At 63.2% G+C, this 22,251-nt stretch carries 21 protein-coding genes; 7 read left to right on the top strand and 14 right to left on the bottom strand.

What is annotated here, in order from left to right; translation table 11 throughout:
- Positions 1-220 precede the first annotated feature (220 nt).
- From LOX95_RS07045 to rpoH, 6 genes are all read left to right on the top strand, one after another.
- Positions 221-988: a hypothetical protein gene (locus LOX95_RS07045; protein ID WP_242913769.1), complete on the top strand. Its 768-nt coding sequence runs from the start codon at positions 221-223 to the stop codon at positions 986-988.
- Complete coding sequence (locus tag LOX95_RS07040) at positions 930-3,599, top strand: beta strand repeat-containing protein (RefSeq protein ID WP_242913768.1); 2,670 nt, start codon at positions 930-932, stop codon at positions 3,597-3,599. Before LOX95_RS07045 ends, LOX95_RS07040 begins: the two co-directional genes overlap by 59 nt.
- On the top strand, positions 3,544-6,519 hold the full coding sequence (locus LOX95_RS07035; RefSeq protein ID WP_242913767.1) for a YadA-like family protein: 2,976 nt from the start codon (positions 3,544-3,546) through the stop codon (positions 6,517-6,519). Before LOX95_RS07040 ends, LOX95_RS07035 begins: the two co-directional genes overlap by 56 nt.
- Positions 6,520-6,638: 119 nt before the next feature.
- Entirely contained in the window at positions 6,639-7,094 is a 456-nt protein-coding gene (locus LOX95_RS14200; protein WP_242913766.1) for a DUF4019 domain-containing protein, read from the top strand.
- A 40-nt stretch (positions 7,095-7,134) separates the two neighbouring features.
- Positions 7,135-8,139, top strand: a complete 1,005-nt coding sequence (locus LOX95_RS07025; protein ID WP_242913765.1) for an RluA family pseudouridine synthase — start codon at positions 7,135-7,137, stop codon at positions 8,137-8,139.
- A 207-nt stretch (positions 8,140-8,346) separates the two neighbouring features.
- A complete protein-coding gene (gene rpoH / locus LOX95_RS07020; RefSeq protein ID WP_242913764.1) occupies positions 8,347-9,231 on the top strand; it encodes an RNA polymerase sigma factor RpoH in 885 nt (294 codons plus the stop codon).
- Positions 9,232-9,295: 64 nt separating this feature from the next.
- Here the strand turns inward: rpoH and LOX95_RS07015 are convergent, their stop codons facing one another.
- The 8 genes from LOX95_RS07015 to LOX95_RS06980 all read right to left on the bottom strand — a co-directional run bounded on the left by LOX95_RS07015 (position 9,296) and on the right by LOX95_RS06980 (position 19,237).
- Entirely contained in the window at positions 9,296-10,096 is an 801-nt protein-coding gene (locus LOX95_RS07015; RefSeq protein WP_242913763.1) for a response regulator, read from the bottom strand.
- An 80-nt stretch (positions 10,097-10,176) separates the two neighbouring features.
- Complete coding sequence (locus tag LOX95_RS07010; protein WP_242913762.1) at positions 10,177-11,472, bottom strand: adenylosuccinate synthase; 1,296 nt, start codon at positions 11,470-11,472, stop codon at positions 10,177-10,179.
- A gap of 78 nt (positions 11,473-11,550) precedes the next feature.
- Positions 11,551-12,711, bottom strand: coding sequence for a phosphoserine transaminase (locus LOX95_RS07005; protein WP_242913761.1), 1,161 nt, complete (start codon positions 12,709-12,711; stop codon positions 11,551-11,553).
- A gap of 77 nt (positions 12,712-12,788) precedes the next feature.
- The gene (locus tag LOX95_RS07000; protein ID WP_242913760.1) at positions 12,789-13,691 is read right to left on the bottom strand and encodes a DnaJ C-terminal domain-containing protein; all 903 of its coding nucleotides are present in this window, start codon (positions 13,689-13,691) and stop codon (positions 12,789-12,791) included.
- A gap of 79 nt (positions 13,692-13,770) precedes the next feature.
- A complete protein-coding gene (locus LOX95_RS06995) occupies positions 13,771-17,469 on the bottom strand; it encodes a baseplate multidomain protein megatron (protein WP_242913759.1) in 3,699 nt (1,232 codons plus the stop codon).
- 3 nt (positions 17,470-17,472) lie between these two features.
- Positions 17,473-17,913, bottom strand: a complete 441-nt coding sequence (locus LOX95_RS06990; protein WP_242913758.1) for an NlpC/P60 family protein — start codon at positions 17,911-17,913, stop codon at positions 17,473-17,475.
- A complete protein-coding gene (locus LOX95_RS06985) occupies positions 17,910-18,563 on the bottom strand; it encodes a baseplate hub domain-containing protein (protein ID WP_242913757.1) in 654 nt (217 codons plus the stop codon). Before LOX95_RS06985 ends, LOX95_RS06990 begins: the two co-directional genes overlap by 4 nt.
- A gap of 62 nt (positions 18,564-18,625) precedes the next feature.
- The gene (locus LOX95_RS06980) at positions 18,626-19,237 is read right to left on the bottom strand and encodes a DUF2460 domain-containing protein (protein WP_242913756.1); all 612 of its coding nucleotides are present in this window, start codon (positions 19,235-19,237) and stop codon (positions 18,626-18,628) included.
- Between the two features lie 96 nt (positions 19,238-19,333).
- Here LOX95_RS06980 and LOX95_RS06975 point away from each other — a divergent pair, with 96 nt between their 5' ends.
- Positions 19,334-20,059, top strand: coding sequence for a DUF805 domain-containing protein (locus LOX95_RS06975; RefSeq protein WP_242913755.1), 726 nt, complete (start codon positions 19,334-19,336; stop codon positions 20,057-20,059).
- Between the two features lie 125 nt (positions 20,060-20,184).
- On the opposite strand, the gene LOX95_RS06970 is transcribed toward LOX95_RS06975, so the two are convergent.
- The 6 genes from LOX95_RS06970 to LOX95_RS06945 are packed head-to-tail and all read right to left on the bottom strand — an operon-like array spanning position 20,185 to position 22,225.
- A complete protein-coding gene (locus LOX95_RS06970; RefSeq protein WP_242913754.1) occupies positions 20,185-20,700 on the bottom strand; it encodes a phage tail tape measure C-terminal domain-containing protein in 516 nt (171 codons plus the stop codon).
- Complete coding sequence (locus tag LOX95_RS14285; RefSeq protein ID WP_242913753.1) at positions 20,684-20,932, bottom strand: phage tail assembly chaperone; 249 nt, start codon at positions 20,930-20,932, stop codon at positions 20,684-20,686. Before LOX95_RS14285 ends, LOX95_RS06970 begins: the two co-directional genes overlap by 17 nt.
- Positions 20,887-21,177 (bottom strand): GTA-gp10 family protein, encoded by a 291-nt coding sequence (locus LOX95_RS06960; RefSeq protein WP_242913752.1) that lies wholly within the window; start codon positions 21,175-21,177, stop codon positions 20,887-20,889. Before LOX95_RS06960 ends, LOX95_RS14285 begins: the two co-directional genes overlap by 46 nt.
- Positions 21,174-21,584 carry a phage major tail protein, TP901-1 family gene (locus LOX95_RS06955; RefSeq protein WP_242913751.1) on the bottom strand — a complete coding sequence of 137 codons (411 nt, stop codon included), beginning with the start codon at positions 21,582-21,584 and terminating at the stop codon, positions 21,174-21,176. Before LOX95_RS06955 ends, LOX95_RS06960 begins: the two co-directional genes overlap by 4 nt.
- Complete coding sequence (locus LOX95_RS06950; RefSeq protein WP_242913750.1) at positions 21,585-21,986, bottom strand: DUF3168 domain-containing protein; 402 nt, start codon at positions 21,984-21,986, stop codon at positions 21,585-21,587.
- Positions 21,983-22,225: a phage head-tail adapter protein gene (locus LOX95_RS06945; RefSeq protein ID WP_242913749.1), complete on the bottom strand. Its 243-nt coding sequence runs from the start codon at positions 22,223-22,225 to the stop codon at positions 21,983-21,985. The genes LOX95_RS06950 and LOX95_RS06945 overlap by 4 nt, the downstream gene beginning before the upstream one ends.
- Positions 22,226-22,251: the final 26 nt, after the last annotated feature.

Below are 22,251 nucleotides of genomic sequence, written 5' to 3'. Positions count from 1 at the left end.
AGCTCCCTCGCAGCCAACTGCGAGGGAGTTTTTATTTATGCTTAAGCTCAATTAATATTCGTGCGCATAGGCAATCTGGTGAACAATAGATTCATGATTTTACAAATATTTAAAAATGCAAAGCAGGGTAAATAATGGCCAAGTTACCGACTTTGGTCGGAACTAATCCCTAACCGACCGCTTGTTCGCTTCAGCAAACCATTAGTTTCTGGAGTGGATTATGAAGATTTCGCAAAAGCAGGCGCTTCTCTGCGCCGTTGCGACGGTCGCACTGACTACTGCCACCGCCGGTCAAGCACAGCAAGTCACGCCGGGTGCCGTCGCAACTGGAGGACGATCCGTCGCTGTAGGCGATGGCGCGACTGCCACCCAGCTCACCACCACCGCAGTCGGTAACAGCGCGGATGCCACGGGATCTGCCAGTACCGCTGTGGGCGCAGACTCTACTGCCAGTGGCGGTAACACCGTCGCCATCGGCGTAGGCGCGACCGCATCCCAGAATAACGCGACTGCCATCGGCAACACCGCGACCTCCAGTGGTCAATCGTCGGTTGCGATCGGCTATAACTCGGCCGCGACGGGCAATAGCTCTACATTCGTCGGCACGGGGGCTGGTCAAGGCGCAGCCGGGATCCGCTCTACGGGTCTAGGCACTGGCGCGGGATCGAACACCACCGGCGAGTCCAATACCGCTATTGGTTTTTCGACGGGTCAAAACGTCGTCGGCTCGCGTAACACTGCCCTCGGTTCCAGCAGCACTGGCACCGGCGTGGTCGGCGATCTGAACTCTTCGTTCGGTTATGCCGCTGCCTACCAGACGATCGGTTCCCAGAACACGTCGATGGGCGCGTACGCAGGCCAGAACGCGCGCTCGAACTACGGCGTATCCGTCGGTGCAAACTCGGGTCGCTACCTTACAGGTATGGGCAATGTCGGCATCGGTAACCTCGCAGGCACCGGGGTCGCTTGGCAATGTAGTCGACGTTGATTACGCAACCTCGGTAGGTACGGGCGCACAAGCACGTGGCGATTACTCGGTCGCCATCGGCGCAGCTACGCTGGATGCCGCCACCGGGAACATGACCCAGGTCGGTCCGTATGCCACCGGTGTAGGCTCTATAGCCGTCGGCGGTAATGCTGTCGCGGGTGCCAAAGCACGCGGCGACAATACGATCGCCCTTGGTGCAGAGTCCGTATCTGAAGGCAGTTCGTCGGTAGCGATCGGTCATGCTGCCAACACCACGACCGCAAATAGCGTCGCGCTTGGCGCAGGCTCTACCGCCGACGCGGCTGTAGGCACGGCTTCCGCTTCGATCGGCGGCACCACCTATAACTTCGCTGGTACCGCCCCCGCAGGCTCGGTCGGCATCGGTTCGGCAGGTAGCGAGCGCACCCTGACCAACCTCGCCGCAGGACGCCTCGACGCAGCTTCGACCGATGGCGTGAATGGCTCCCAGCTGTTTGCGACCAATCAGGCTGTAGACGCGCTGGCCGCTTCGGCTGGTAAATCCGAGTTTGTCAGCATCAATGCTCTGCCGACAGCACAGGGCAATGTGAACTCAGATGGTGCGACCGGCGACAACTCGATCGCCATCGGCATGAACACTACGGCCACCAATACCGGCACGATTGCCATGGGTCACGATGCCAAGGCATCGGGTCTGCAGTCGGTAGCTATCGGTACGTCGGCCACAGCAGGCAGCGACTTCTCGGCGTTCGTTGGCACAAACGCCGGTGCCTATAGCTCGGGCCAACGCAGCACGGGCGTAGGCTATGGCGCTGGCTATAACACCCAAGGCGAGAACAATGTTGGCATCGGCTACAACGCGGGTCGCGATGTCACCGGTGCCATGAACACCGCTGTTGGTGGCGGCAACACTGGCTCGAACGTTACGGGCAGCGGCAACTCCAACTTCGGCTTCCTTGCCGGCTACAATGTTACGGGCTCGGAAAATACCTCGCTGGGTATGGCAGCGGGTGGCATCAGCCAGACCAACTACGCCGTCTCGGTCGGTAGCTATGCCGGCCGCTATGCTCAGGGTAACGGCAACATCAACATCGGCTCCTTTGCAGGCAGCGGAACCTCGGCAACGAAGGTCGTTGCTGACAGTGGCATGTCTCTGGGTAACGGATCCGAAGCGGGTGCCAACTATGCCATCGCTATCGGCTCGGGCCGCTTGAATGCAAATGGCACCCCCGCCACCGACGGTGCTATTGCTACGGGTATCGGCTCAATCGCCATCGGCAGCAGCGCCACCCAAGCCGCCAAAGCCACCGGCGCACGCGCCATCGCCATGGGTGAAGGCGCCCAAGCTACGGGCGCTGACTCGATCTCTATTGGTACCGGCAATATCGTGCGGGGCAATGCATCCGGTGCGATCGGCGACCCTAGCATCATCGACGCCGCTAACTCGTACAGCGTCGGCAACAACAACACGATTGGTCTGGGCGCAGACAACAGCTTCGTGCTGGGTAACAACGTCGCCATTGCCGATGGCATCAGCGGCGCAACCGCATTGGGCAATGCCTCCCAAGTGAACGTCGCCAACGGCGTAGCTCTGGGTTCCGGATCGATCTCGGATGCTGCGGTTGCCACGTCCGGCACCACTATCGGCACCACCAACTACACCTTCGCCGGCGTTGCCCCGACTTCGTCGGTTAGCATCGGTGCCGCCGGTAGCGAGCGTACCTTGACCAATCTGGCCGCAGGTCGCCTGACGTCAACCTCGACCGATGCAGTCAACGGCTCGCAACTGTTCGCAACGAACCAGGCTGTCAGCGCGCTTGCTGCTACGGCAGGCAAGGTTCCGTACGTCAGCATCCGCCGCACCGGCGCGGCTGCCGGTAACGTCAACTCCGATGGTGCAACCGGCAACAATGCCATCGCCATCGGTCCGGATGCCGCCTCCACCGGTAACAACACCGTCGCGCTGGGCTTCAATGCGCGCGCCAACAACAACGAAGGCATCGCCATCGGCCAAAACACCATCGCAGGTGGCAACTCGGCTGTAGCCATGGGTAACAACGCCCAGGCCGCACGCCTGAGCACCTCGCTGGGTGCCAATACCCTCACCACCGGCGAACGGGCAACCGCATTGGGCGAGCGTTCCCAAGCTTTGGCCAACAACTCGATTGCAGCCGGTAGTGCCGCGATTGCGGAAGGCCTGCGTTCTGTCGCTATTGGTAACGAAACCCAGGCGAAGGGTCAGGACAGCATTGTGATCGGTCGTCAGGCCGGTATCGGCACGACCGCGACCTCTAACACCCAGCTCGCTATCGGTAGCTTCGCGGGCCAGAATGTCAGCGGCAACAGCAATATCGCTGTCGGTGACAGTGCCGGCAGCACCGTCACCGGCAACAACAACCAAGCCTTCGGTGACAGTGCCGGCCGCACCGTCGACGGCTTCAACAACCAAGCCATCGGTACGCGTTCAGGTAATACTGTCACCGGTTCGCGCAACATGGCGCTGGGCTGGGAAAGCGGCAATACCGTCAGCGGAAACAATAACGTTTCCCTCGGCAGCTACACCGGCACCCAGGTCAATGGCTTCTTCAACAACGCTCAAGGTTTATTGGGCGGGTACAGGCGTGACCGGTAACTACAACATCGCAACGGGTAACGGTGCGGGTGCGTATGTGAACGGTAACAGCAACATCGCAATCGGTAATCGCGCCGGTACGCTTGCTAGCTCCGTAGAGAGCCCGCTGAACGCACAACCCATCCTGGTCAACACGACTCCGCTAAATGTCACCGACACGGTGGCTCTGGGTAGCCAGTCGGTGTCGACCGTAAACCAGGGTGTCGCCGTCGGTACACGGGCTCGCGTTGACGGCACCAACGGTCTGGCCTTCGGTGCCGATGCTCGTTCGACCGAAGCTCGCAGCATCGCTATGGGTGATGGCGCAACGACGTCCGCTGTTGTCGGTACCGCCAACACCACCATTGGCGGCAACACCTATGCCTTCGCGGGCACCGCTCCGGTCGGTACCTTCAGCATCGGCTCTGCCGGTAACGAACGCACACTGACCAACCTTGCCGCAGGCCGCATCGATGCGGCCTCGACCGATGCGGTCAATGGCTCGCAGCTGTTCGCGACCAATCAGGTTCTCCAAAACCTGACGGCAGCATCGGGGACCGCCCGTTATGTCAGCATCAACGACGCCGGCACGCCGAAGGGCAACGTCAACTCGGACGGGGCCACGGGTGCCGATGCAGTCGCCATCGGTCCTAATGTCACCGCTATCGGCAACGAGAGCACTTCCATCGGCTCCAATAACTCCGCTGACGGTAACAACAGCCTGTCCATCGGCACCGGCAACCAAGCCAATGGCACCCAAAGCCAGGCAATCGGCGACGATAACGAGGCCGTAGGCGAGTATGCAAAGGCGTTCGGCACCAGCAACCTTGCTTACGGCGAACGTTCGATGGCTATGGGCGGTGAAAACATCACCGAAGGCGCTTACTCACAGGCCATCGGCTATCAGAACTATACGTCGACCGAATACTCGCAGGCGATCGGTGCCAATAACCAGGTCGATGGTGAACGCGCCCAGGCCATGGGTATTGCCAACCTGGCCTCTGGTAACTTCTCGCAAGCCTACGGTGCCGACAACGAGACGAGCGGTGAAAACTCGCAAGCCTTCGGTAACAACAACTTGGCTTCCGGCAACCAATCCCAAGCGATCGGTTTGAACAACACCGCCTCGGCTGACAACTCGCAGGCCGTCGGCGAAAACAACCAGGCCACGGGCAACTACTCCCAGGCCTTCGGTGCGGACAACGTCGCGTCGGGCAACTACGCTTCGGTCTACGGTGCAAACTCGACGGCTACGGCCGATCGTTCGATGGCCTTTGGCTACAACGCCCAGGCAACCCACGCCGACAGCATCGCGCTGGGCTCGAATGCATCGACTTCGGCTGCTGCGGGCACCGCCTCGACCACTCTGCAAGGCACCACCTACAACTTTGCAGGTACCGCCCCGGTCGGCACGGTGAGCATCGGTTCGGCCGGCAACGAGCGCACCATCACCAACGTCGCCGCAGGTCGCCTCGACGCGAACTCGACCGACGCGGTGAACGGCTCGCAACTGCATGCCACCAACCAGGCACTCAACACCCTATCCAGCACCACCGGTGCCGGCTGGAACATTAGCGCCGACGGTGCCAACGCCACCGCGGTTGGTACGGCCAGCGCCACGGGCAACTCGATCGATCTGTCGAACACCGATGGCAACATCGTGGTCGGCAAGACCGCCACCTCGAACGATGTCACCTTCGATCTGGCCGACGATGTCACCATCGGCAATAGCCTGACCGTCGGCAGCACCGTGGTTGACGGTTCGGGTATCACCACCAATGCACTGAACGTCGGTCCGAACTTCACGGTCGACAGCACGGGTGCGAAATACACCGGTCCGATCACCGACGGCAGCCACATCGCGAACAAGGACTACGTCGACAACACCGTCGCGGCAGCCGCTAGCGACATCGGCGTGAACTTCACCGGCAATGACGGCGGCGTTGTACGTCGTACCAACGGCCAAACCCTGTCGATCCGCGGCGATGCCTCTACGGCTGGCAACTATGACGCCGGCAACATCCGCACCGCTACCGATGCCTCGACCGGCGAAGTCATTGTCCAGATGGCCAGCGCCCCGCGCTTCGGCAACGTGGTGATCAATGACGGCGAGAGCGGTCGCATCACCGGTGTCACCGATGGCGTCCTGTCGCAAACCAGCAACCATGCTGTTAACGGCAGCCAACTGGTGGCACTGGGCGACCAACTGGCCGCAGCCTTCAGCTCGACCTCGACCTACGACCCTGCGACCAACACCTTCTCGGCGCAGATCGCGGTCGGCGATACGGTCTACAACAATGTTCAGGACGCTCTGCGTGCGGCGATCTCGTCGTCGAACAACGGCGGCAACAACGGCTCGGGTGGCTCGACCAACCCGGAACCGTCGTTCGTTGTGCCGGGTGGCTATGCACAGTTCATCCCGGGCGAGAACATCGTCAAAACCCAGAGTGCTGACGGCGTGACCGTTTCGGTCAACCGCAACATGACCAATCTGGAAAGCATCTCGATCGCCAACGGTCCGACGATCAACCAGAACGGCATCAACATGAACGGTGACCGCATCACCAATCTGGCCGACGGTGTCGACCCGATGGATGCCGTGAACGTTCGCCAGCTGAATGCCGGTCTGTCGAACACCCTGCTTCAGGCCAATAACTACACGGATACTGCGATCAACCGCCTGGGTGGCCAACTTGAGGACTACCGCCGCGATGCCAACGGCGGTACCGCCGCCGCCATGGCCATGAGCACGATCCCGCAAGCACAAGAGCCGGGTGCCAACATGGTCGGTATGGGTGTCTCGACCTGGGGTAACGAACAGGCTCTGGCCGTTGGTTACTCGCGTTACACCACTGATGGCCGCTTCGTCCTTCGCGCTACGGGTACCTACAACACCCGCAGCCAGGGCGGTGCAGCCGTCGGCGTAGGCTTCCAGTTCTAAGGAACCTCACGGGCGGGATCATTTGGTCCCGCCCATTTTATTCTGATGCGCAACAACTGGGCCGGACAACCGTTACGCTTGTCCGGCCCGTCTTTTCTCAGCTCACCAATGGAACTCCCGTGATCAGAACCCGATACCTAGCTCGATACGCTGCGGTTCTTGCCATTGGCATGGCGGTGCCCGCGCTAGTTGCCTCCCGTGCAGTCGAAGCGCAGACCACGGGCCCCAACGTGTATCTCGACGCCAGTATGGTCATCGTCGCAGCCATCGATCGCTACGAGATGGGCACAGTATGGGAACTGGCCTCGCCAGTAATGAAGTCGTCCGTTCCGCAAGATCGCTTCATCGCCAATATCGCCCAACGACGCGCCCTTCTGGGCACGATCCGCAACCGCGAATGGATGTCGGTTATGCGTGTGCCTGTGACCGATGCCAGCGGCGGCCTGCCCCCCGGCCAATACGTTTCTGTGCGCTTCGCCACCACGGGCAACAATGCCAAGGTGATGGAAGAAGTCGTCTCCTTCCGCCGCGATGACGACGGCCAATGGCGGCTGGTGGGCTACACCCTGTCCTAAGGCCCTGCCCAACACGGCGCGACGCATGCTATCTGGCCCTATGGCCATTGATACCCTGCACACCGACGACGACAGCGCCGAGATCCTACAAGCGCAGATCGAAACCGCCGGCCAACGTCTGGACAAGGCGCTGGCCGAAGCGTTCCCGACCTTGTCGCGCGCTCGCCTGCAGGCCCTGCTCGCAGAAGGTGCCGTTAGCAAAGACGGCCAAGTGATCACCTCGGGCAAGGCGAAAGCGACCACCGGCGTCTATGAAATCACCCTTCCGCCGGTCACCGCCGCCGATCCGGAACCGGAAAACGTTCCGCTCACCGTCCTGTTCGAAGACGAGCACCTTATCGTCATCGACAAACCATCCGGCATGGCGGCCCACCCGGCTCCCGGCTGCGAGACGGGTACCCTCGTCAACGCCCTGCTCTATCACTGCGGTGACAGCCTCTCTGGCATTGGGGGCGTGGCCAGACCGGGCATTGTCCACCGTCTGGACAAAGACACCTCGGGCGTGATGGTCGCTGCCAAGTCTGATAAGGCCCACGCAGGTCTATCAGCCCTGTTTGCCACACACGACATCGAACGCACCTATATCGCCCTCGTGCGGGGTGCGCCGTCGCCGGACAAAGGCCGGATCGAGACCCTGATCGGACGCTCGCCGCACGACCGGAAAAAGATGGCTGTGCTGAAATCCTCGGGCCGCCAAGCCATCACCGACTATGTCGTGCAGGCTCGATACGGCATCCCCGCTAAGTCCGGCGCGGCTCCCATGGCCTCGCGCGTCGCCTGCACCCTGCACACTGGTCGAACCCACCAGATCCGCGTGCACATGGCTTCAAAAGGCGCGCCTTTGCTAGGCGATCCGGTGTACGGATCAGGTGCGCCGGTTCTTGCGATCCGTACCGCCCTCGAAGAGCTACAGTTCCACCGCCAGGCCCTTCACGCCTCGGTACTGGGCTTCGTCCATCCAGTGACCGGTCAGGCACTGCGCTTCGAGACGCCCCTCCCCGCCGACATGCAGGCCTTGGAAGAGCGTCTCGTTGCGCTTGATTAGAAACAAGCTCTGTGTTAGTTACTAATCTAACATCGAGCCATTGATCCGATTGGCGCGTGATGACGTAAAAAAGGCAAATCTGTCGCGGTTTCGCCTCTTTAAATTCATGCAACGGATTTCTATCTCGAACCATTGAGAGGCGAGGAAGTGGTGCACAGGGGTGGCCACATCCGCAGTGCCTGCTCTTGCAACGGTCGGAGGGACCACATGGCTAACACCACTCTGACGGTAATGTCGCCTGAACAGGGACTGTCCCGTTACCTTTCGGAAATCCGCAAGTTTCCGATGCTCACCAAAGACGAAGAATTCATGCTGGCCAAACGCTGGTCCGAGCATGAGGACCCTGAAGCGGCCCACCGTCTGGTGACATCGCACCTTCGCCTCGTGGCAAAGATTGCCATGGGTTATCGCGGCTACGGCCTGCCGATCGGCGAAGTCATTTCCGAAGGTAATGTCGGCCTGATGCAGGCTGTCAAAAAGTTCGACCCCGACAAAGGCTTCCGCTTGGCCACCTACGCCATGTGGTGGATCCGTGCGTCCATTCAGGAATACATCCTGCGCTCGTGGTCGCTGGTCAAAATGGGCACGACCGCGGCCCAGAAGAAGCTGTTCTTCAACCTGCGCAAAGCCAAGAGCCAGATCTCGGCCTTTGAAGAAGGCGACCTTCTGCCTGAACACCTCGAACAGATCGCAACCAAGCTGGGCGTGACCCAGCAGGAAGTCATCGACATGAACCGCCGCCTCGGCGGTGACTCGTCGCTGAACGCTCCTATGCGCGCCGATGGTGAGTCCGAATGGCAAGACTGGCTGGCCGACGACGAGGCCGTGAGCCAGGAAACCCAACTGGCCGAGAACGAAGAGCGCGGCATCCGCATGACGCTCCTTCAGGAAGCCATGGAAGAACTGACGGACCGCGAAAAGCACATCCTGACCGAGCGTCGCCTCAAGGATGATCCAGTCACCTTGGAAGAGTTGGCTGGCCAATATGGCGTCAGCCGCGAACGCGTCCGCCAGATCGAAGTCCGCGCCTTCGAGAAGCTGCAAAAGGCCATGCAGGCCGCCGCACTCGAGCGCAATCTCGCTACGGCCTGACCGGCCTTACGACCTCCCCCCCCGAAGCGAAAGGGCGAGTGGATCACTCCAGCCGCCCTTTTTCTTATCCCGCTCGGGAAACGTTCAAGTCTGGAACCAGCGCCAGCAAGGCCTTCACTGGCCCCGCCAATTGGTCGCGACTGATCCGCCCTAAATCAATCTCTGCTTCCAGCCCTACCGCAGCCATCGCCAGATTGGCATCGCCGGTCTTCACCGCGATAGCCTTCAGCGTGCGCGCCTGTTCCCGAATGGCGCGAACCGCCTGCGCAGGGTCATTCGCGAACTGGTTGATTGCAGAGACCAGAATCCGCAGCGCCTGCTCCTTCATCGACTCCATCGAGGGCGTGGAATCGTTGTCAGCCTTGCGCTTGCGCGGCCCCGCATAATCGGTCGAGTTAAAGCGGCGGCGATCGGGCCCGACGTAGCCTACCGCTTCGACCCAGTCGCGCGGCTTGGTGGCAAGGTTCTCGACCCGACGATAGAGGTCGCCGCTCGTGAACGGCTTTCTCAGAAACTCATGGATACCCGCATCGCGAGCGCCCTTGATCGAGGAAGCCGTCGCCTCAGCCGTCACCATGATGATCGGCGCGCGACGCGACGATAGCGACGAGCGCCGGATTCTTTTGGCCAGATGCTCCCCGTCCAGACGCGGCCCGCTCCGCTCCAGAATAAACAGACCGGGCTCCATTTCACGGGCGAGATCGATCACCCGCGCCTCGTCCGCCTCGATAGCCACATCACGACTACCAAACCCCTTCAGCAGGTCCGCCATAAGCTTGGCCGCTGCCGGATTGGGATCGACAATCACCACGCGCCGCACAACGGGCGCGATCTTTTGCATGGATTTGGTGTCTAGAGCGAACAAAGGCTGACCTCCTGTCAGGAGATCAGCCTTAGCTATTACCGGTTAAGCATAGGTTGTTTCTGCTACGCTTGTTCGCCGTTTTATCCCTGGAACGGATCACGCATCAGAATGGTGTCGTCACGCTCGGGACTGGTCGACAAAAGAGCCACCGGTGCACCGATCAGTTCCTCGATACGGCGCACATATTTCGTCGCCTTGGCGTTCAGGTCCTTGAAGCTGCGGACACCGCCCGTGCTCTCGTCCCAGCCTTCCATCTCTTCAAACACCGGCTCGGCCGCTGCCTGATCCTTCAGGCTCGAAGGCAGGTAATCCAACACTTCGCCGTTGATCCGATAACCGACGCAGATTTTCAGCGTCTTCAGGCCATCCAGAACGTCCAGCTTGGTCAGGGCGATACCGTCGATGCCATTGATCGCCACTGACTGGCGCACCAGCACGGCGTCGAACCAGCCACAACGACGGGCACGACCGGTGTTCACACCCACTTCGCGACCAACGGTCGCCAGATGCTCACCCACCTCGTCGTTCAGCTCGCACGCGAACGGGCCTTCACCCACGCGAGTCGTATAGGCTTTCACGATGCCCAGCACATAGCCCACACCACGCGGTCCCAGACCCGATCCTGCCGCAGCCTGACCGGCCACAGTGTTGGACGAAGTCACGTAGGGATAAGTGCCGTGATCGACATCAAGGAAGGCACCCTGCGCACCTTCGAACAGCACGCGCTTGCCGTCCTTCTTGGCCTGATCCAGCACACGCCAAGCGGGCTTCACATAGGGCAGGATTTTCGGCGCGATCTCGAGAAGCTGCTGCAACAGAGCCTGCGGATCAATCGGCTCCAGCCCCAGACCCGCACGCAGCGGATCATGGTGCGAGCGCAAACGGTCAATCTTGACCTTCAGGTCTTCTTCATTGGCCAGATCGCAGACGCGGATCGCACGGCGGCCAACCTTGTCTTCATAGGCCGGACCGATACCGCGACCGGTCGTGCCGATCTTGGCCCCCGGAGCCGACGCCGCCGCTTCACGCGCTACATCCAGCGCCGGATGGACCGGCAGGATCAGGCAGGCATTGTCGGCAATCGTCAGGATATCCGGACCGATATGCACGCCTTGCGCCTCGATCTTCTCGATCTCGTTCACAAGGTGCCACGGGTCCACGACCACACCATTACCGATGATGGACGGCTTGCCCTGCACCACGCCCGAAGGCAGCAGCGCCAGCTTGTAGACCTTGCCATCGACAACGAGGGTGTGCCCCGCGTTGTGGCCGCCCTGGAACCGCACCACCATATCGGCGCGATTGGACAGCCAGTCCACGATCTTGCCCTTGCCCTCGTCACCCCATTGGGCGCCGACTACCGCAACATTAGCCACTGCACTGATCTCCGCGAGTAAAACGCGGTAGCAGCCTATAGCCCCTGAATCATCGGCTGTCGCGCTTGGAAAGCAGCATTAGCCGATTTCGCTAACCGCCGTCGCGAACGCCCACTCCAGCCACGGCCCTGCCGCCACCACATCGGCCGTCTCCACGGTCGATCCGCACCACAGGCGCAGACCCGGCGGCGCATTACGGTGCGGCTCCATGTCAAACACCGCCCCCTCGCCTTCCAGAAGCGCCTTGAACCGTTTCACAAAAGCCTTCTGGCCCTTGTCATCCAACGCCGAAACCTGTGCATCGGTAAACTTCAGGCACACCGAGGTCGTGGATCGGATGTCCTCGCGTTCCGGCAGAAAATCGATCCAGTCCGTCCGTTCCACCCATGCCGACAGCGCCTCGTAGTTGGCCTTTGTCCGCGCAATCAGTGCATCCAGCCCGCCGATCTCGCGCGCCCACTCCAGCGCGTCGATCCAATCCTCGATCGTCAGCACCGAGAAGGTGTTGATCGCCACGCCATCGGCCAGACCACTATCGAACTTGCCGTCCTTGCCCGTCAGACGCAGCACCTTCGGCACAGGCCAGGCCGGCACATTCTCGTCCAAACGCGCCACCGCACGCGGCGACAGCACCATCACGCCGATGCCAGCCTCGCCGCCCAACGCCTTCTGGAAGCTAAAGGTCGTCACATCCAGCTTGTCCCAAGGCAGTGGCTGGGCAAATGCCGCCGACGTCGCATCGCAAATGCTCAGACCTTCGCGGTCCGCAGCGATCCAGTCGCCATCCGGCATCTTCACGCCCGAGGTGGTCCCGTTCCAAGGGAACACCACATCGCTCGACCAATCGACCTGCGACAGGTCCGGCAACTCTCCCCACGGGGCCTTCACCACCGTCGGGTTCAGCTTCAGATGATCGCGGACATCCTCGGCCCACGTCAGGCCGAAATTCTCATAGGCCACCACCGTCACCGGCTTTGGCCCCAACATGCCCCACAGCGCCGCCTCGACAGCACCGGTGTCCGACCCCGGCGTGTACAGCATGACGTAATCTTCAGGCGGGTTCAGAACCTCGCGCGTCAGGCGCAGGCCATAGGCAAACCGCTCGACTACCTCGGGCGCACGAATACCGCGCCCCTGCAGGTTCTCCGGCAGCGCCGACAGCTTATAGCCCAGACGCTTGGCCGTCGGCCCCGCTGAAAACCACGGACGTTCAGGCTTCACTACAGGCTTGGCAGTCATATCCGGCCCCGGAACTAGCGCTATGGTCAAACGTCCCGTGACTCACCCGCCAAGAGACGCAGCCCTGCCATAAGCCATCACTTGCCCGGCGTGTAGGGCCGATTTTTGCGCCAGTCCTCGGCGAAGCGCTCCAGCAACTCGTCGGACTCTTCCGGCAACGTCACCATCAGCTTGGCAAGCAGGTCCCCGCGACGCCCCTCGGCGAACGCCCCGCGCCCTTTCAGACGCAGAACCTTGCCCGAGTTCGAGCCTTTGGGGATGCTCATCATCACCTTGCCCTCAGGCGTTGGCACAGTGACCTTGCCGCCCAAAACCGCATCCGGTACCGAGACCGGCAGGTCCATATGCAGGTCCGCGCCTTCACGGCGATAAAGCGGATGCGGGAGGATGCGCAGTTCGATCATGGCATCGCCCGACTGGGTCCGACCCGGTGCGCCCTGCCCTTTCAGACGAACGACCTGACCGTCCGATGCCCCTTTCGGAATCGCAACATCCACCATGCGACCATCCGAGAATTGGATACGACGCGTCGTGCCGGCGATCACTTCCTCAAGGCTGACTTCCAGCGTGGCACGGATGTCCTGCCCCTTGCCGCCGCCGAAACCGCGACCGGCCCCGCCCCCACCAAATCCGGAAAACAGATCCGACAGGTCGATATCTTCAAAGCCGCCGCGATCACCCGAACCGCCAAAGCCCGAGAAGCCGCCGCCCGGCCCACCACGCGCACCGCCGCCGCCAAAGCCACGGAACTGCTCGCGCCCGTCGGCATCTATCTCGCCGCGATCATATTTGGCCCGCTTTTCAGCATCACCCAACAGATCAAAGGCCCCGGTTACGCGCTTGAAACGCTCTTCGGCTGCCTTGTCTCCGGGGTTTTTGTCCGGATGCAGTTCTTTCGCCAGCTTGCGAAAGGCCTTCTTGATCTCGTCGGCACTCGCGCCTTTGGAAACGCCAAGTTCCTTGTAGGGATCACCAGCCACGCTCGTTGCACTCCGGGGTTCTAATAAACACTCCCCCGTCAGTTAGGGCATCGGACTGGCTTCCGGAAGAGCCTGATGTTCAGGGGATGATTAACGCCTCATCGCCCCAACCCCATCGATCCCCCCATTGAGACACACCAAAGCACGTACCTCCGGCCATCCCCTCGGGAAAATCGGCAGCAAGATCAGCCGTGGAATAGAGCGCCTCGCCCCCCTCTACTTCCCACTCGCGCACCGCCTGCCCGCCTGACAGCACGCGCACACGGAACCGCACGACACCGGCCACCGCGTCGTCATCGTGCCATCCGTCACCACTTCCGCGCACACACGCCGTCCAGGTCAGCCTCAGCCCGTCCTCAACCTGTGTCAGCCGCAAGTGAACAGGTCGCCACGGCATCCACGCACGTCCTCGCCACACCGCATCGCTCTGGGTAATGCGCGGGCCCGCCGGTGCCAGCCCCTTGGGACCAGCACGCCAAATCCTCGACAGCCCCCGCTCACCCTCGTCCACCGTCAAACGCGGCATATCGCGGCCCAGCACCACGACAGCAGCCCCGACTACGGCTCCCCGCTCGGCTTCCGCTCGGGTACCCAACCGGCCCCGTAAGAGGTTGGTCAGAACCCACTCATCCTCGCCAACCAGTTGCGCATCACGGAACTGCATAACCTCCCAGCCTTCGCCGCTCTCGATAGCCAGCGCATTGCCGCCATCCAGAACCGCACCGCCCCCTAGGCTCTGGAGAGAGCCTCCACCTAATCGCAGTCGAACGGCATTAGCCCGATCCCACCGGTCCACAGGTCCAGCCCCCAGCGGCGACAACAGTTCGCCAACGACGGCCGACTCGTTGATCTCCGCTCTAGCGGTCAACGCCTCAGCGCTCGCCCCACCGTGAACCACCATCGGCCACCAAGGATCAGCCGCCACAGCCACAACAGCTCGCGCATCATCCTCTTCACCGGGCAGTCCCGGCAGATCCAGCACACGGAACCAGGGCGCACCGACGACTTCAACGTCCCCGCTTCCGCCGCGCCAATCCTCGACAAGGTCCTCCTCGTCCAGTGCCAACCACGGCACCAGTTCGGCCTTCACCTCCTCCTCATAGGCCAGCCGTTCCACGCGCCAGACACCGTCACGGCCCTCCAGCGAGACCTTGTCTCCCGCTTCCAGCCGCAAAGCCTCCAGTGGTCCCAGATGTACCGTGAGCGTCTCGGCCTTTACCGCCTCCAGCACCCGCCTTGCCGCCGAACGAGCGAAACCCGGCCCCACCACCATGGGCAGGTCCATATCCAGCACATGCCCCAAGGGCGCAGCGCCTTGGGCCCGCTCTACCACGTAGTCGGTCTGCACCATCACCGCTCCGGTGCTGTAGTCCTGTGCCTCGCTGATAAACCGCACGCGCACGCCCTGCGGCTGATCGACCAGTTCGCGCGTCGCGACCACCGGCCCGCCCTCTTGCGGCATAGCCAGCGCGTCCAGCCCGAACTCGACGTCCACAGCGCCGGTTCCAGACACAACGATCCTACCGCTCTTGTCCGCCGCGACCGCACCTACCGCCATCAGCAACGGCCCCAGCGCCGCCCGCGTCGTCATAGGTCTGTCAATCACCAAGCCCGAAACCGTCCCGACAATCCCCTCGACGCGGTAGTCGCCGTCTTCCAGCCCCGCACGTTTCAACAGCGCCGCGACAACATCCGCCGCCTGACCCTGCATACGCCCGTTCAGCCAGTGCCCCGTACGCCACGCCCCCGCATCGGCCCACAGGTCCCCCCGTGCCGGAAACGCCGGATAGGGCCGCGCATCCCAGCACCACGCGTCCGCCCCTTCCAGCATCCGCCCGCCATAGACCGCGGACAGAGGATTGTTGGCCGAATCATCGAAATGCCCCAGCACCGCCTCCAGCAACGTCCTCTGCATCCGGTCATCGCGGGCCCCCGTTGAATAGGGCGGCAGGGCATTTTCCGTACTCTTGGGGTCCGAAAACAGATTGGGCGCATTGCCCCCGCGATCCACTGCCGCACAGCCAAACTCGGTCAGCCGCACCGGCTTCATCCCCGGCACCCAGGCGGTCGGCGTTGCCTCCCGCACCCCGTCCACCCGCTCGTAATGACGGTTCGACCACCAGCCCTTCAGGTCCTTGACCCGCCAGACCCAGTCCTCGCCATAGGCCCCGTCCACAATCGGCGTGCGCACCTGCGCCGCCTCATCCGCCGCGCTGGCATAGTACCAGTCAAAGTCGCGCCCGCCGGCCACCTGCTGCGCCAGATAGTCCGCATCCCACGGCCCCGCGAACGCTTCCGAATCCGCGCCGCCCGCGCCCTCACGCCAGTCCCCCATCGGCGGGTACCAGTCGATCCCCACGAAATCGATATTCGGATCGGCCCATAGCGGGTCAAGGTGAAACCTCACCTCCCCACCATCCCTCAGGCCCGCATATTCCGACCAGTCCGCCGCATAGCCCAGCTTCACCTGCGCCCCCGCCTCGGCCCGACATTCTGCCGCCAGCGCCTGATACTGCGCCACCGCCGGAAACCCGCCCGCCGCATCACGCGTAAGCGTCAGTCCTCGCATCTCCGAGCCGATAATCAGCCCGTCTGCACCTTCCTCCTGCGCCATCCTCGCATAGTGCAACGCCTGTCGCCTCAGCCCCCATCCCGAGGCCGTGCCGAACACCGCCGCCACATCCGCCGCCGCCTGCGCACCATCGCGCCCTGTCACTCGCCCGCGCCACGGATAGCCCTCGCAATCCATGAACACGAACGGATAGATCACCACTTCCAGCCCGCGCCGTTTCAGCGCACGGATAGCCTGCCGCACCGTCTGGTCCGACGGCGTCCCGCCATAGGCCACCGCCCCGTCCACATCCGAAATCAGGTGCGCACCGGCGCGGTCCAGCCCCGCCACGCCCCATTCCAGCGGATCGGTCGGCTTGTCCCGACGCTCCACCCCCGGCTTGATCCGGCAATGTTCGGCCCGCGCATCCGTCCCGAACCAACCCACGACCAGATTGACCCGCTTCACATTGGGCAGTTGCGCCGTCAGTTGATCCAGCGACACCTCAAGGTCCGGCCGCGCCAGCCCCGATCCCGCATTCTCCGGCACGTGGCGCAGAAACCCCTCGCGCCTCAGCACTACCTCATCCGCCAGACAAAACTCGCCCGCCCCCGGAATGAGGCACACGCCCTCCAGCCGGTCCTCCAGCCTCGGCTCATCTCCTCGCGCGCGACGAAACACCTCGAACGCCAACTGCGGAACACGATCGCCAAAGGCCTCAAGGCTCAGATCCTCGAACACCACATAGGCCACCCCGCGATAGGCGGGAGCCGCCCCTTCAATCGCTTCGATCAGCGGATCGGGCACCTGCCCCTCGCCACCACGGTGCAACCGCCACGTCACGCCCGTTAGGTCCATCGGCATACCGTCAGCCCAAACGCGACCCACGCCGTCGATCTTGCCCTCACACAGCGCCACCGCAAAACTCAGCGAATACCCATAGTCGACCGTCTTACGTCCGCCCTTGCCGCCCGACGCCTTTCGCTTGTGTTCCAAAAACCGCGCAGCCCATATGACCTGCCCCGTCACCCGCGCCCGCCCGAACACACAGGCCATCGGCGCACCTTCGGCCGAGCCTTGCAGCTTCAGGCTCTCCAGCCTCGGCCCGATCTGTCGCGTCGGCTGCAAGCTGCTGACGATACGCTCGTCCACCATCCGGCCCAGCATCCCGCCAATCGGCGCCCCGCCGAACAGACCGCCCACCGCCGACAAAGTCACACTGGCCATCGCCTACACTCCCTCGGGCCAGCCAAAGACAGCCACCAGCCGCCTTTGCCACCATGCCCCCATCCAGCTTTCCACCACCGACCGCGCCCAATAGGCGTGGATCATCCTCGGCTCCGGCCCCGATACGTCCGACAGAACCGCACAGTGCTTGGCCACGCTCCCCGCCTCCATTCGGAACAGCAGCACATCGCCAATCGCCATTTCTTCCAGCGGCTTCTCGACCAGCCAACGCCTCGCCGCCGCCCACAGCGTCTCCTCGCCACCCATTTCGGCCCACTCGGGCCGATACGGCGGCACAGTTTCCGGCTCCGCCCCGTAAGCTTCACGCCACAAGCCGCGCACCAGACCCAGACAGTCCGCACCCACGCCCTTCTCGCTGGCCTGATGTCGGTAGGGCGTCCCCAGCCAACCCCTCGCCGACTTCACCATCGCCTCGCCCTTCATCGGCGACTCGCCCCGTCACGGCGCACGCCGCCCGTCGCCCGCGTGAGGACAAAGTCAGCGCCCGGCATATCCGGAAACCCACGAAAGTTCAGACCATTGGCGAATTCTTCAACACAGGTTCTCCACGTCCGGTCACACCGACGCCCCCCGATCACCTCCGCCGACAGCCCACACCGTTCATCCCCCAGCACCGCGTCACAGTCGCGCCCGTATGTTCGCCCCACCACGCGATCCAGCACCGCCATCGGGCCTTCCAGATCGGCCACAATAGCTCCCGCCTCACGCCGGATTTTCCGCAACGTTCCAGCCCACAGCTTCACCCGCGCCGAAACATCGGCCCAGTCGACGCGCCACAGCTCGACATCAGCGGCATCAAATAGCCCTGCCTGGATGTCCGCTTCCGAAAGCGCTTCATCGTCCAGCGCCCCCGACGCCGACCAACCACCCGCCTCCATTCCAGACACAGCCTCGCCACTGCCCAGGGTCCAGCCACTTCCCGCCCGACAGACCACACCCTCGAACTCCAGATCGCGGTCGTGATCCGTGAACCCCAGCTTCACCCCGTCCCGACGCTCCAACAGCCAGACGTGACACAGCCTCGCCGCCCCGCTTTCGATCCGCGCTGCCAGCGCCCCTTCCAACTCCCGCATCGATCCCCCAAGCACAAAAAAGGGGAGCCAAACAGCTCCCCATCATCATCCCGTCGCGCAGCTCACGCCCCGCGTATTTCCTTCAGCGGCACCGCCGCCATTCGTCCCGCCTCAAAGCTCTCCAGCGTCACCTCCAGCCGATCCGTATCGAACCGCACCGGCGTGTCGAACAAGAACCCCGCCGTCACCACAGCCCCCGCAGGCGGTGCCTCCGAAAGCGTCACCTGTCCGCTCGCTCCATCAACGCTGAAGCTGTGCGTTTCGACCCCATCAACCGCCACGCACACCGTCTCCGCAACGGGTTTCACAATCGGACGAACCATGTCCCCGTACGCCTTAACCAGCGAAAACAATTTCAGGTCACCGCCGCCGGTCCCGATCACCTGATCGTAAGGCGTCACCTCGCCTGAAAGCATGCACGATTTGAAGTCCGCAAAGTCCTTGAACCGAAAGCCGCGCAACCGCCCCTGCCGCGCCTCGAAGAAGGCCGTCAGCGCAGCCATATCGTCCAGCGAACGCAGGCCCGCGCCGATCAGATAACGCCTGCGCCCCATCGCCCAGGGCGTCGACCGCCGCTCGTGACCGGACGCCAATTCCACCACTTCGGTGCGACGCTCGATCCCGCCTGTTGACCCGAACGCAAGGCGCGCGGGCAAACGTACTTCATCAAACATTGAAAATACCTCTAAACCTAAGCTTGCAGTGCCCCTGCGCCTGCGCCACTGTTCCGCCCCATTTCGGCAGACGTCGATTTCCTTCAGGAGATGAATTTGCGCGGCGAGATCACCAGCTACGACACCGTTTCAAGCACCGGATCGATCAAGGGTCAGGACGGACAGCCCTACCTGTTCGCCCGTCACGACATCCACACCGGCAGTGAAATCAAAGTCGGCCAATCCGTGGACTTCGTGCCCACCGGCTCCACCGCTACCCAGATCGTTATCCTCGGCGATGCAGTCGCCAGTGCGACAACGGCAACGGCTCCTGCCGCGGCCTTCGGTGCGGCTTCCGGCGGCACAGCAGCCGCCGCCCTCAACGGCAGCGGCTACGACTGGCAATATGCTCTACTGAAGTTTGATGGCCGCCTGCGCCGTCAGGACTTCTGGATCAGCTTCCTGATCCTCTTTGGTGTAAGCTTCGTCACCAGCTTCATTCCGCTGATCAACATGGTCATCGGATTGGCCCTCATCTGGCCGAACGTGGCCATCACCGTCAAACGCCTGCATGACATGGGCAAGTCCGGCTGGCTCACCCTCATCCCTTATGCAGGCGTCATCATTGGCTCATTCGTGATGTTCGCCGGCGGGGCTGGTGCGTTCCTCGCGGCGGCTGCTACCGGCGACGCATCTGCGCTCGCCACAGCAGGCGGTCTGGGAGCCATCGGCCTCGGCGTCCTGATCATGCTGGTTACCAGCATCGGCTTCCTGATCTGGATCGGCGTCACCGACAGCCAACCGGGCACCAACCAATACGGCCCCAATCCCAAGGGCCTCTAAATCGGGTCACAACCACAGAAAAGGGCAGCCACGGCTGCCCTTTTTTCGTCAGGTCCAAATGAATCCACCCATGCTCCCCTTCGCAGACAGTGAACCGCCTATCAGATCACTAGGGCCCCGCAGGCTCAGCGCATCCCCAGCGCCGCCGCCCGCGCCATCATCCGCGCCACCTGCGCCTCCGATCTCAGCAATGCCTGCGGCCCGCCATCCACCATCACATTGACGACGACAGGCGAAGCGCCGCGCATCGGCTCCACACTCCCGCCAACACCGGGCCTAAACACCTCCGGCCCGCGTTCCCCCACGAGATAAGCCCCGCCAGCAGCAACCGCGCCGCCATCAGCTCGCGCTCCCGAAAATACGCCCCCGACCGCCGCCGACAGCGCCTCCCCCAGCCCGCCATTCTTGGCCAGCACACCTGCACTGGCATTGATCGCCCCGATCACCGCCCGCGCCAGTTCGGCCATCGAGACCTCGCCATCCTTGGCCGCCCGCATCAGAGACCGCGACAGCGATCCCCCCGCCTTCGAAAACGCCTCCTCGATCGCCCCCGCCGCCTTCTGCGCAGGCTCTTTCAGCCCCTCCAGCGCCGCCGCAGCCTCAGCCGTGGCCACGCCCAAACCGTCAAACTCGTCCGCCATCGGGCCACCGCTCCATCATCTCGTCCAACACCCCGCGCGGCAGGCTCACACCACCGCCCCCCGCGCTCTCCGTCAGCATCCGCCATTCCCTCAGCGACAGCCGCCAGAACGCCTCGGGCAATATCCCCATCGCCTGCGCCTGCCTCAGCATCACGCCCCAGACATGTGCGGATTTGGCATCCGCCGTCACACCGCCGCCCTGAACGCCGCCGCCACAGCCTCCGCTGCGCACCTAGGCTCCACCGCCGCAGCCCCCAGCCGATCCGCCAACTCCCCCTCACCGCCCCCGCGCAGCAGGGCCGCCAGCACCACCATCAGATCGCCCGCCGACATCGACACCATCCGCTCGGCCAAGGCCCCCATGCCGACAACGCCCAACCCCGCCTCCATCTCCGCCAACGCCCCCAGCGTCAGGCACAGACGGCGCGGCGCTCCGGCCAACTCCACACAGACCTCGCCCCTCACCGCATTGGTCACAGCGCCGAAAACTCCACCGCGCCCGCACTGGCCAGCGAAAGCGCAAAGCTCGCCTCGCCCTCATGCTCGCCCGCATACTCCAGCGCGCTGACAAGGAACGGCCCCTCCAGCACACCAAAGTCCGGCACCACCAACTGCCAACGCTTGGCCGACTGTTCGAAAAAGGCCTCGCGGATCAGCGCATCCGACGCCGCATCCCTGAAAATCCCCTGCCCCGACACCGCCGCAGACTTCACACCCGCCCCGGCCAGCAGTTCGCGCCAGCGCCCAGAGCTATCCCCATCGGTCACATCCACCGTCTTGGCATTCAGCGAAATCGTGCGCGCCCGCAGACCCGCCACCGTCACAAAAGTCCCGCCGCTGCCCGCAATCTTCAGCAGCATGTCGCGCCCGCTCTGCACCGCCATCTATCCCTCCATCACCGCGCGAAGACGCACCGTCCCGTAAGACACCCGCCCCTCGCTGCCCGCAAAAACCTCGGCTCCGCGCACCCGCACGACACCCGTCACGCCGCCATCCGATACGGCCAGTCCGTCCAGAACCTCGCGCACCACCGCCACCACGGCCCGCGCCTCCTCCTGTCCGGCAAACCGGCTCACCCCCGTCAGCGACAGCAGGACTTCACAGCCCCCGCCATCGCCCTTTAGCGGCACCTCGCCCCCGCGCCCGATCACCAGATACGGAGCCACCGCCCCCTTGGGTGCCGCATCGAACACACGCACCGGATCACCCAGCAGCGCCTGTACCCCCGCTTCCGCCGACAGCGCCGCCACCACGCCCTTAGCCAGAACGCCCGCGAAATCCGTCATCGCACCCGCTCCAGTTCCAGCTTCACACGCCCCGCAGCCTCCGACGTATCCACCATCACCAGCGACCACTCCGCGCCCGAAAACCTCAGTCGCAGACCTTCCTCCAACCTAGGATCCGCTCGCGCCTCGGCCCTCAGCGTCTCAACCACCACCGCAGCCTCCGCCTCGCCCTTGGTCGTCCGACGTCGCGCCCCCAGCTTCAGCCAAACCGACCCGACCGCCTCATAGAAGACCGCCACGCCCCCCTGCGCCGTGCGCGTTTCCG

The organism is Brevundimonas pishanensis (assembly GCF_022750635.1).
Taxonomy (GTDB): domain Bacteria; phylum Pseudomonadota; class Alphaproteobacteria; order Caulobacterales; family Caulobacteraceae; genus Brevundimonas; species Brevundimonas pishanensis.
This window is presented reverse-complemented; position numbering and strand designations above follow the sequence as displayed.

Excerpts from the sequence above, each read along its gene's own strand:
- LOX95_RS07040 (WP_242913768.1), top strand. The coding sequence starts at position 930 with ATGTCGGCATCGGTAACCTCGCAGGCACCGGGGTCGCTTGGCAATGTA.
- LOX95_RS07035 (WP_242913767.1), top strand. The coding sequence starts at position 3,544 with ATGGCTTCTTCAACAACGCTCAAGGTTTATTGGGCGGGTACAGGCGTG.
- LOX95_RS06985 (WP_242913757.1), bottom strand. The coding sequence starts at position 18,563 with ATGCGGGAGTTGGAAGGGGCGCTGGCAGCGCGGATCGAAAGCGGGGCG.
- rpoH (WP_242913764.1), top strand. The coding sequence starts at position 8,347 with ATGGCTAACACCACTCTGACGGTAATGTCGCCTGAACAGGGACTGTCC.
- LOX95_RS06995 (WP_242913759.1), bottom strand. The coding sequence starts at position 17,469 with ATGGCCAGTGTGACTTTGTCGGCGGTGGGCGGTCTGTTCGGCGGGGCG.
- LOX95_RS06955 (WP_242913751.1), bottom strand. The coding sequence starts at position 21,584 with ATGGCGGTGCAGAGCGGGCGCGACATGCTGCTGAAGATTGCGGGCAGC.
- LOX95_RS06970 (WP_242913754.1), bottom strand. The coding sequence starts at position 20,700 with ATGGCGGACGAGTTTGACGGTTTGGGCGTGGCCACGGCTGAGGCTGCG.
- LOX95_RS07045 (WP_242913769.1), top strand. The coding sequence starts at position 221 with ATGAAGATTTCGCAAAAGCAGGCGCTTCTCTGCGCCGTTGCGACGGTC.
- LOX95_RS06980 (WP_242913756.1), bottom strand. The coding sequence starts at position 19,237 with ATGTTTGATGAAGTACGTTTGCCCGCGCGCCTTGCGTTCGGGTCAACA.
- LOX95_RS06950 (WP_242913750.1), bottom strand. The coding sequence starts at position 21,986 with ATGACGGATTTCGCGGGCGTTCTGGCTAAGGGCGTGGTGGCGGCGCTG.
- LOX95_RS07005 (WP_242913761.1), bottom strand. The coding sequence starts at position 12,711 with ATGACTGCCAAGCCTGTAGTGAAGCCTGAACGTCCGTGGTTTTCAGCG.
- LOX95_RS07025 (WP_242913765.1), top strand. The coding sequence starts at position 7,135 with ATGGCCATTGATACCCTGCACACCGACGACGACAGCGCCGAGATCCTA.
- LOX95_RS06990 (WP_242913758.1), bottom strand. The coding sequence starts at position 17,913 with ATGAAGGGCGAGGCGATGGTGAAGTCGGCGAGGGGTTGGCTGGGGACG.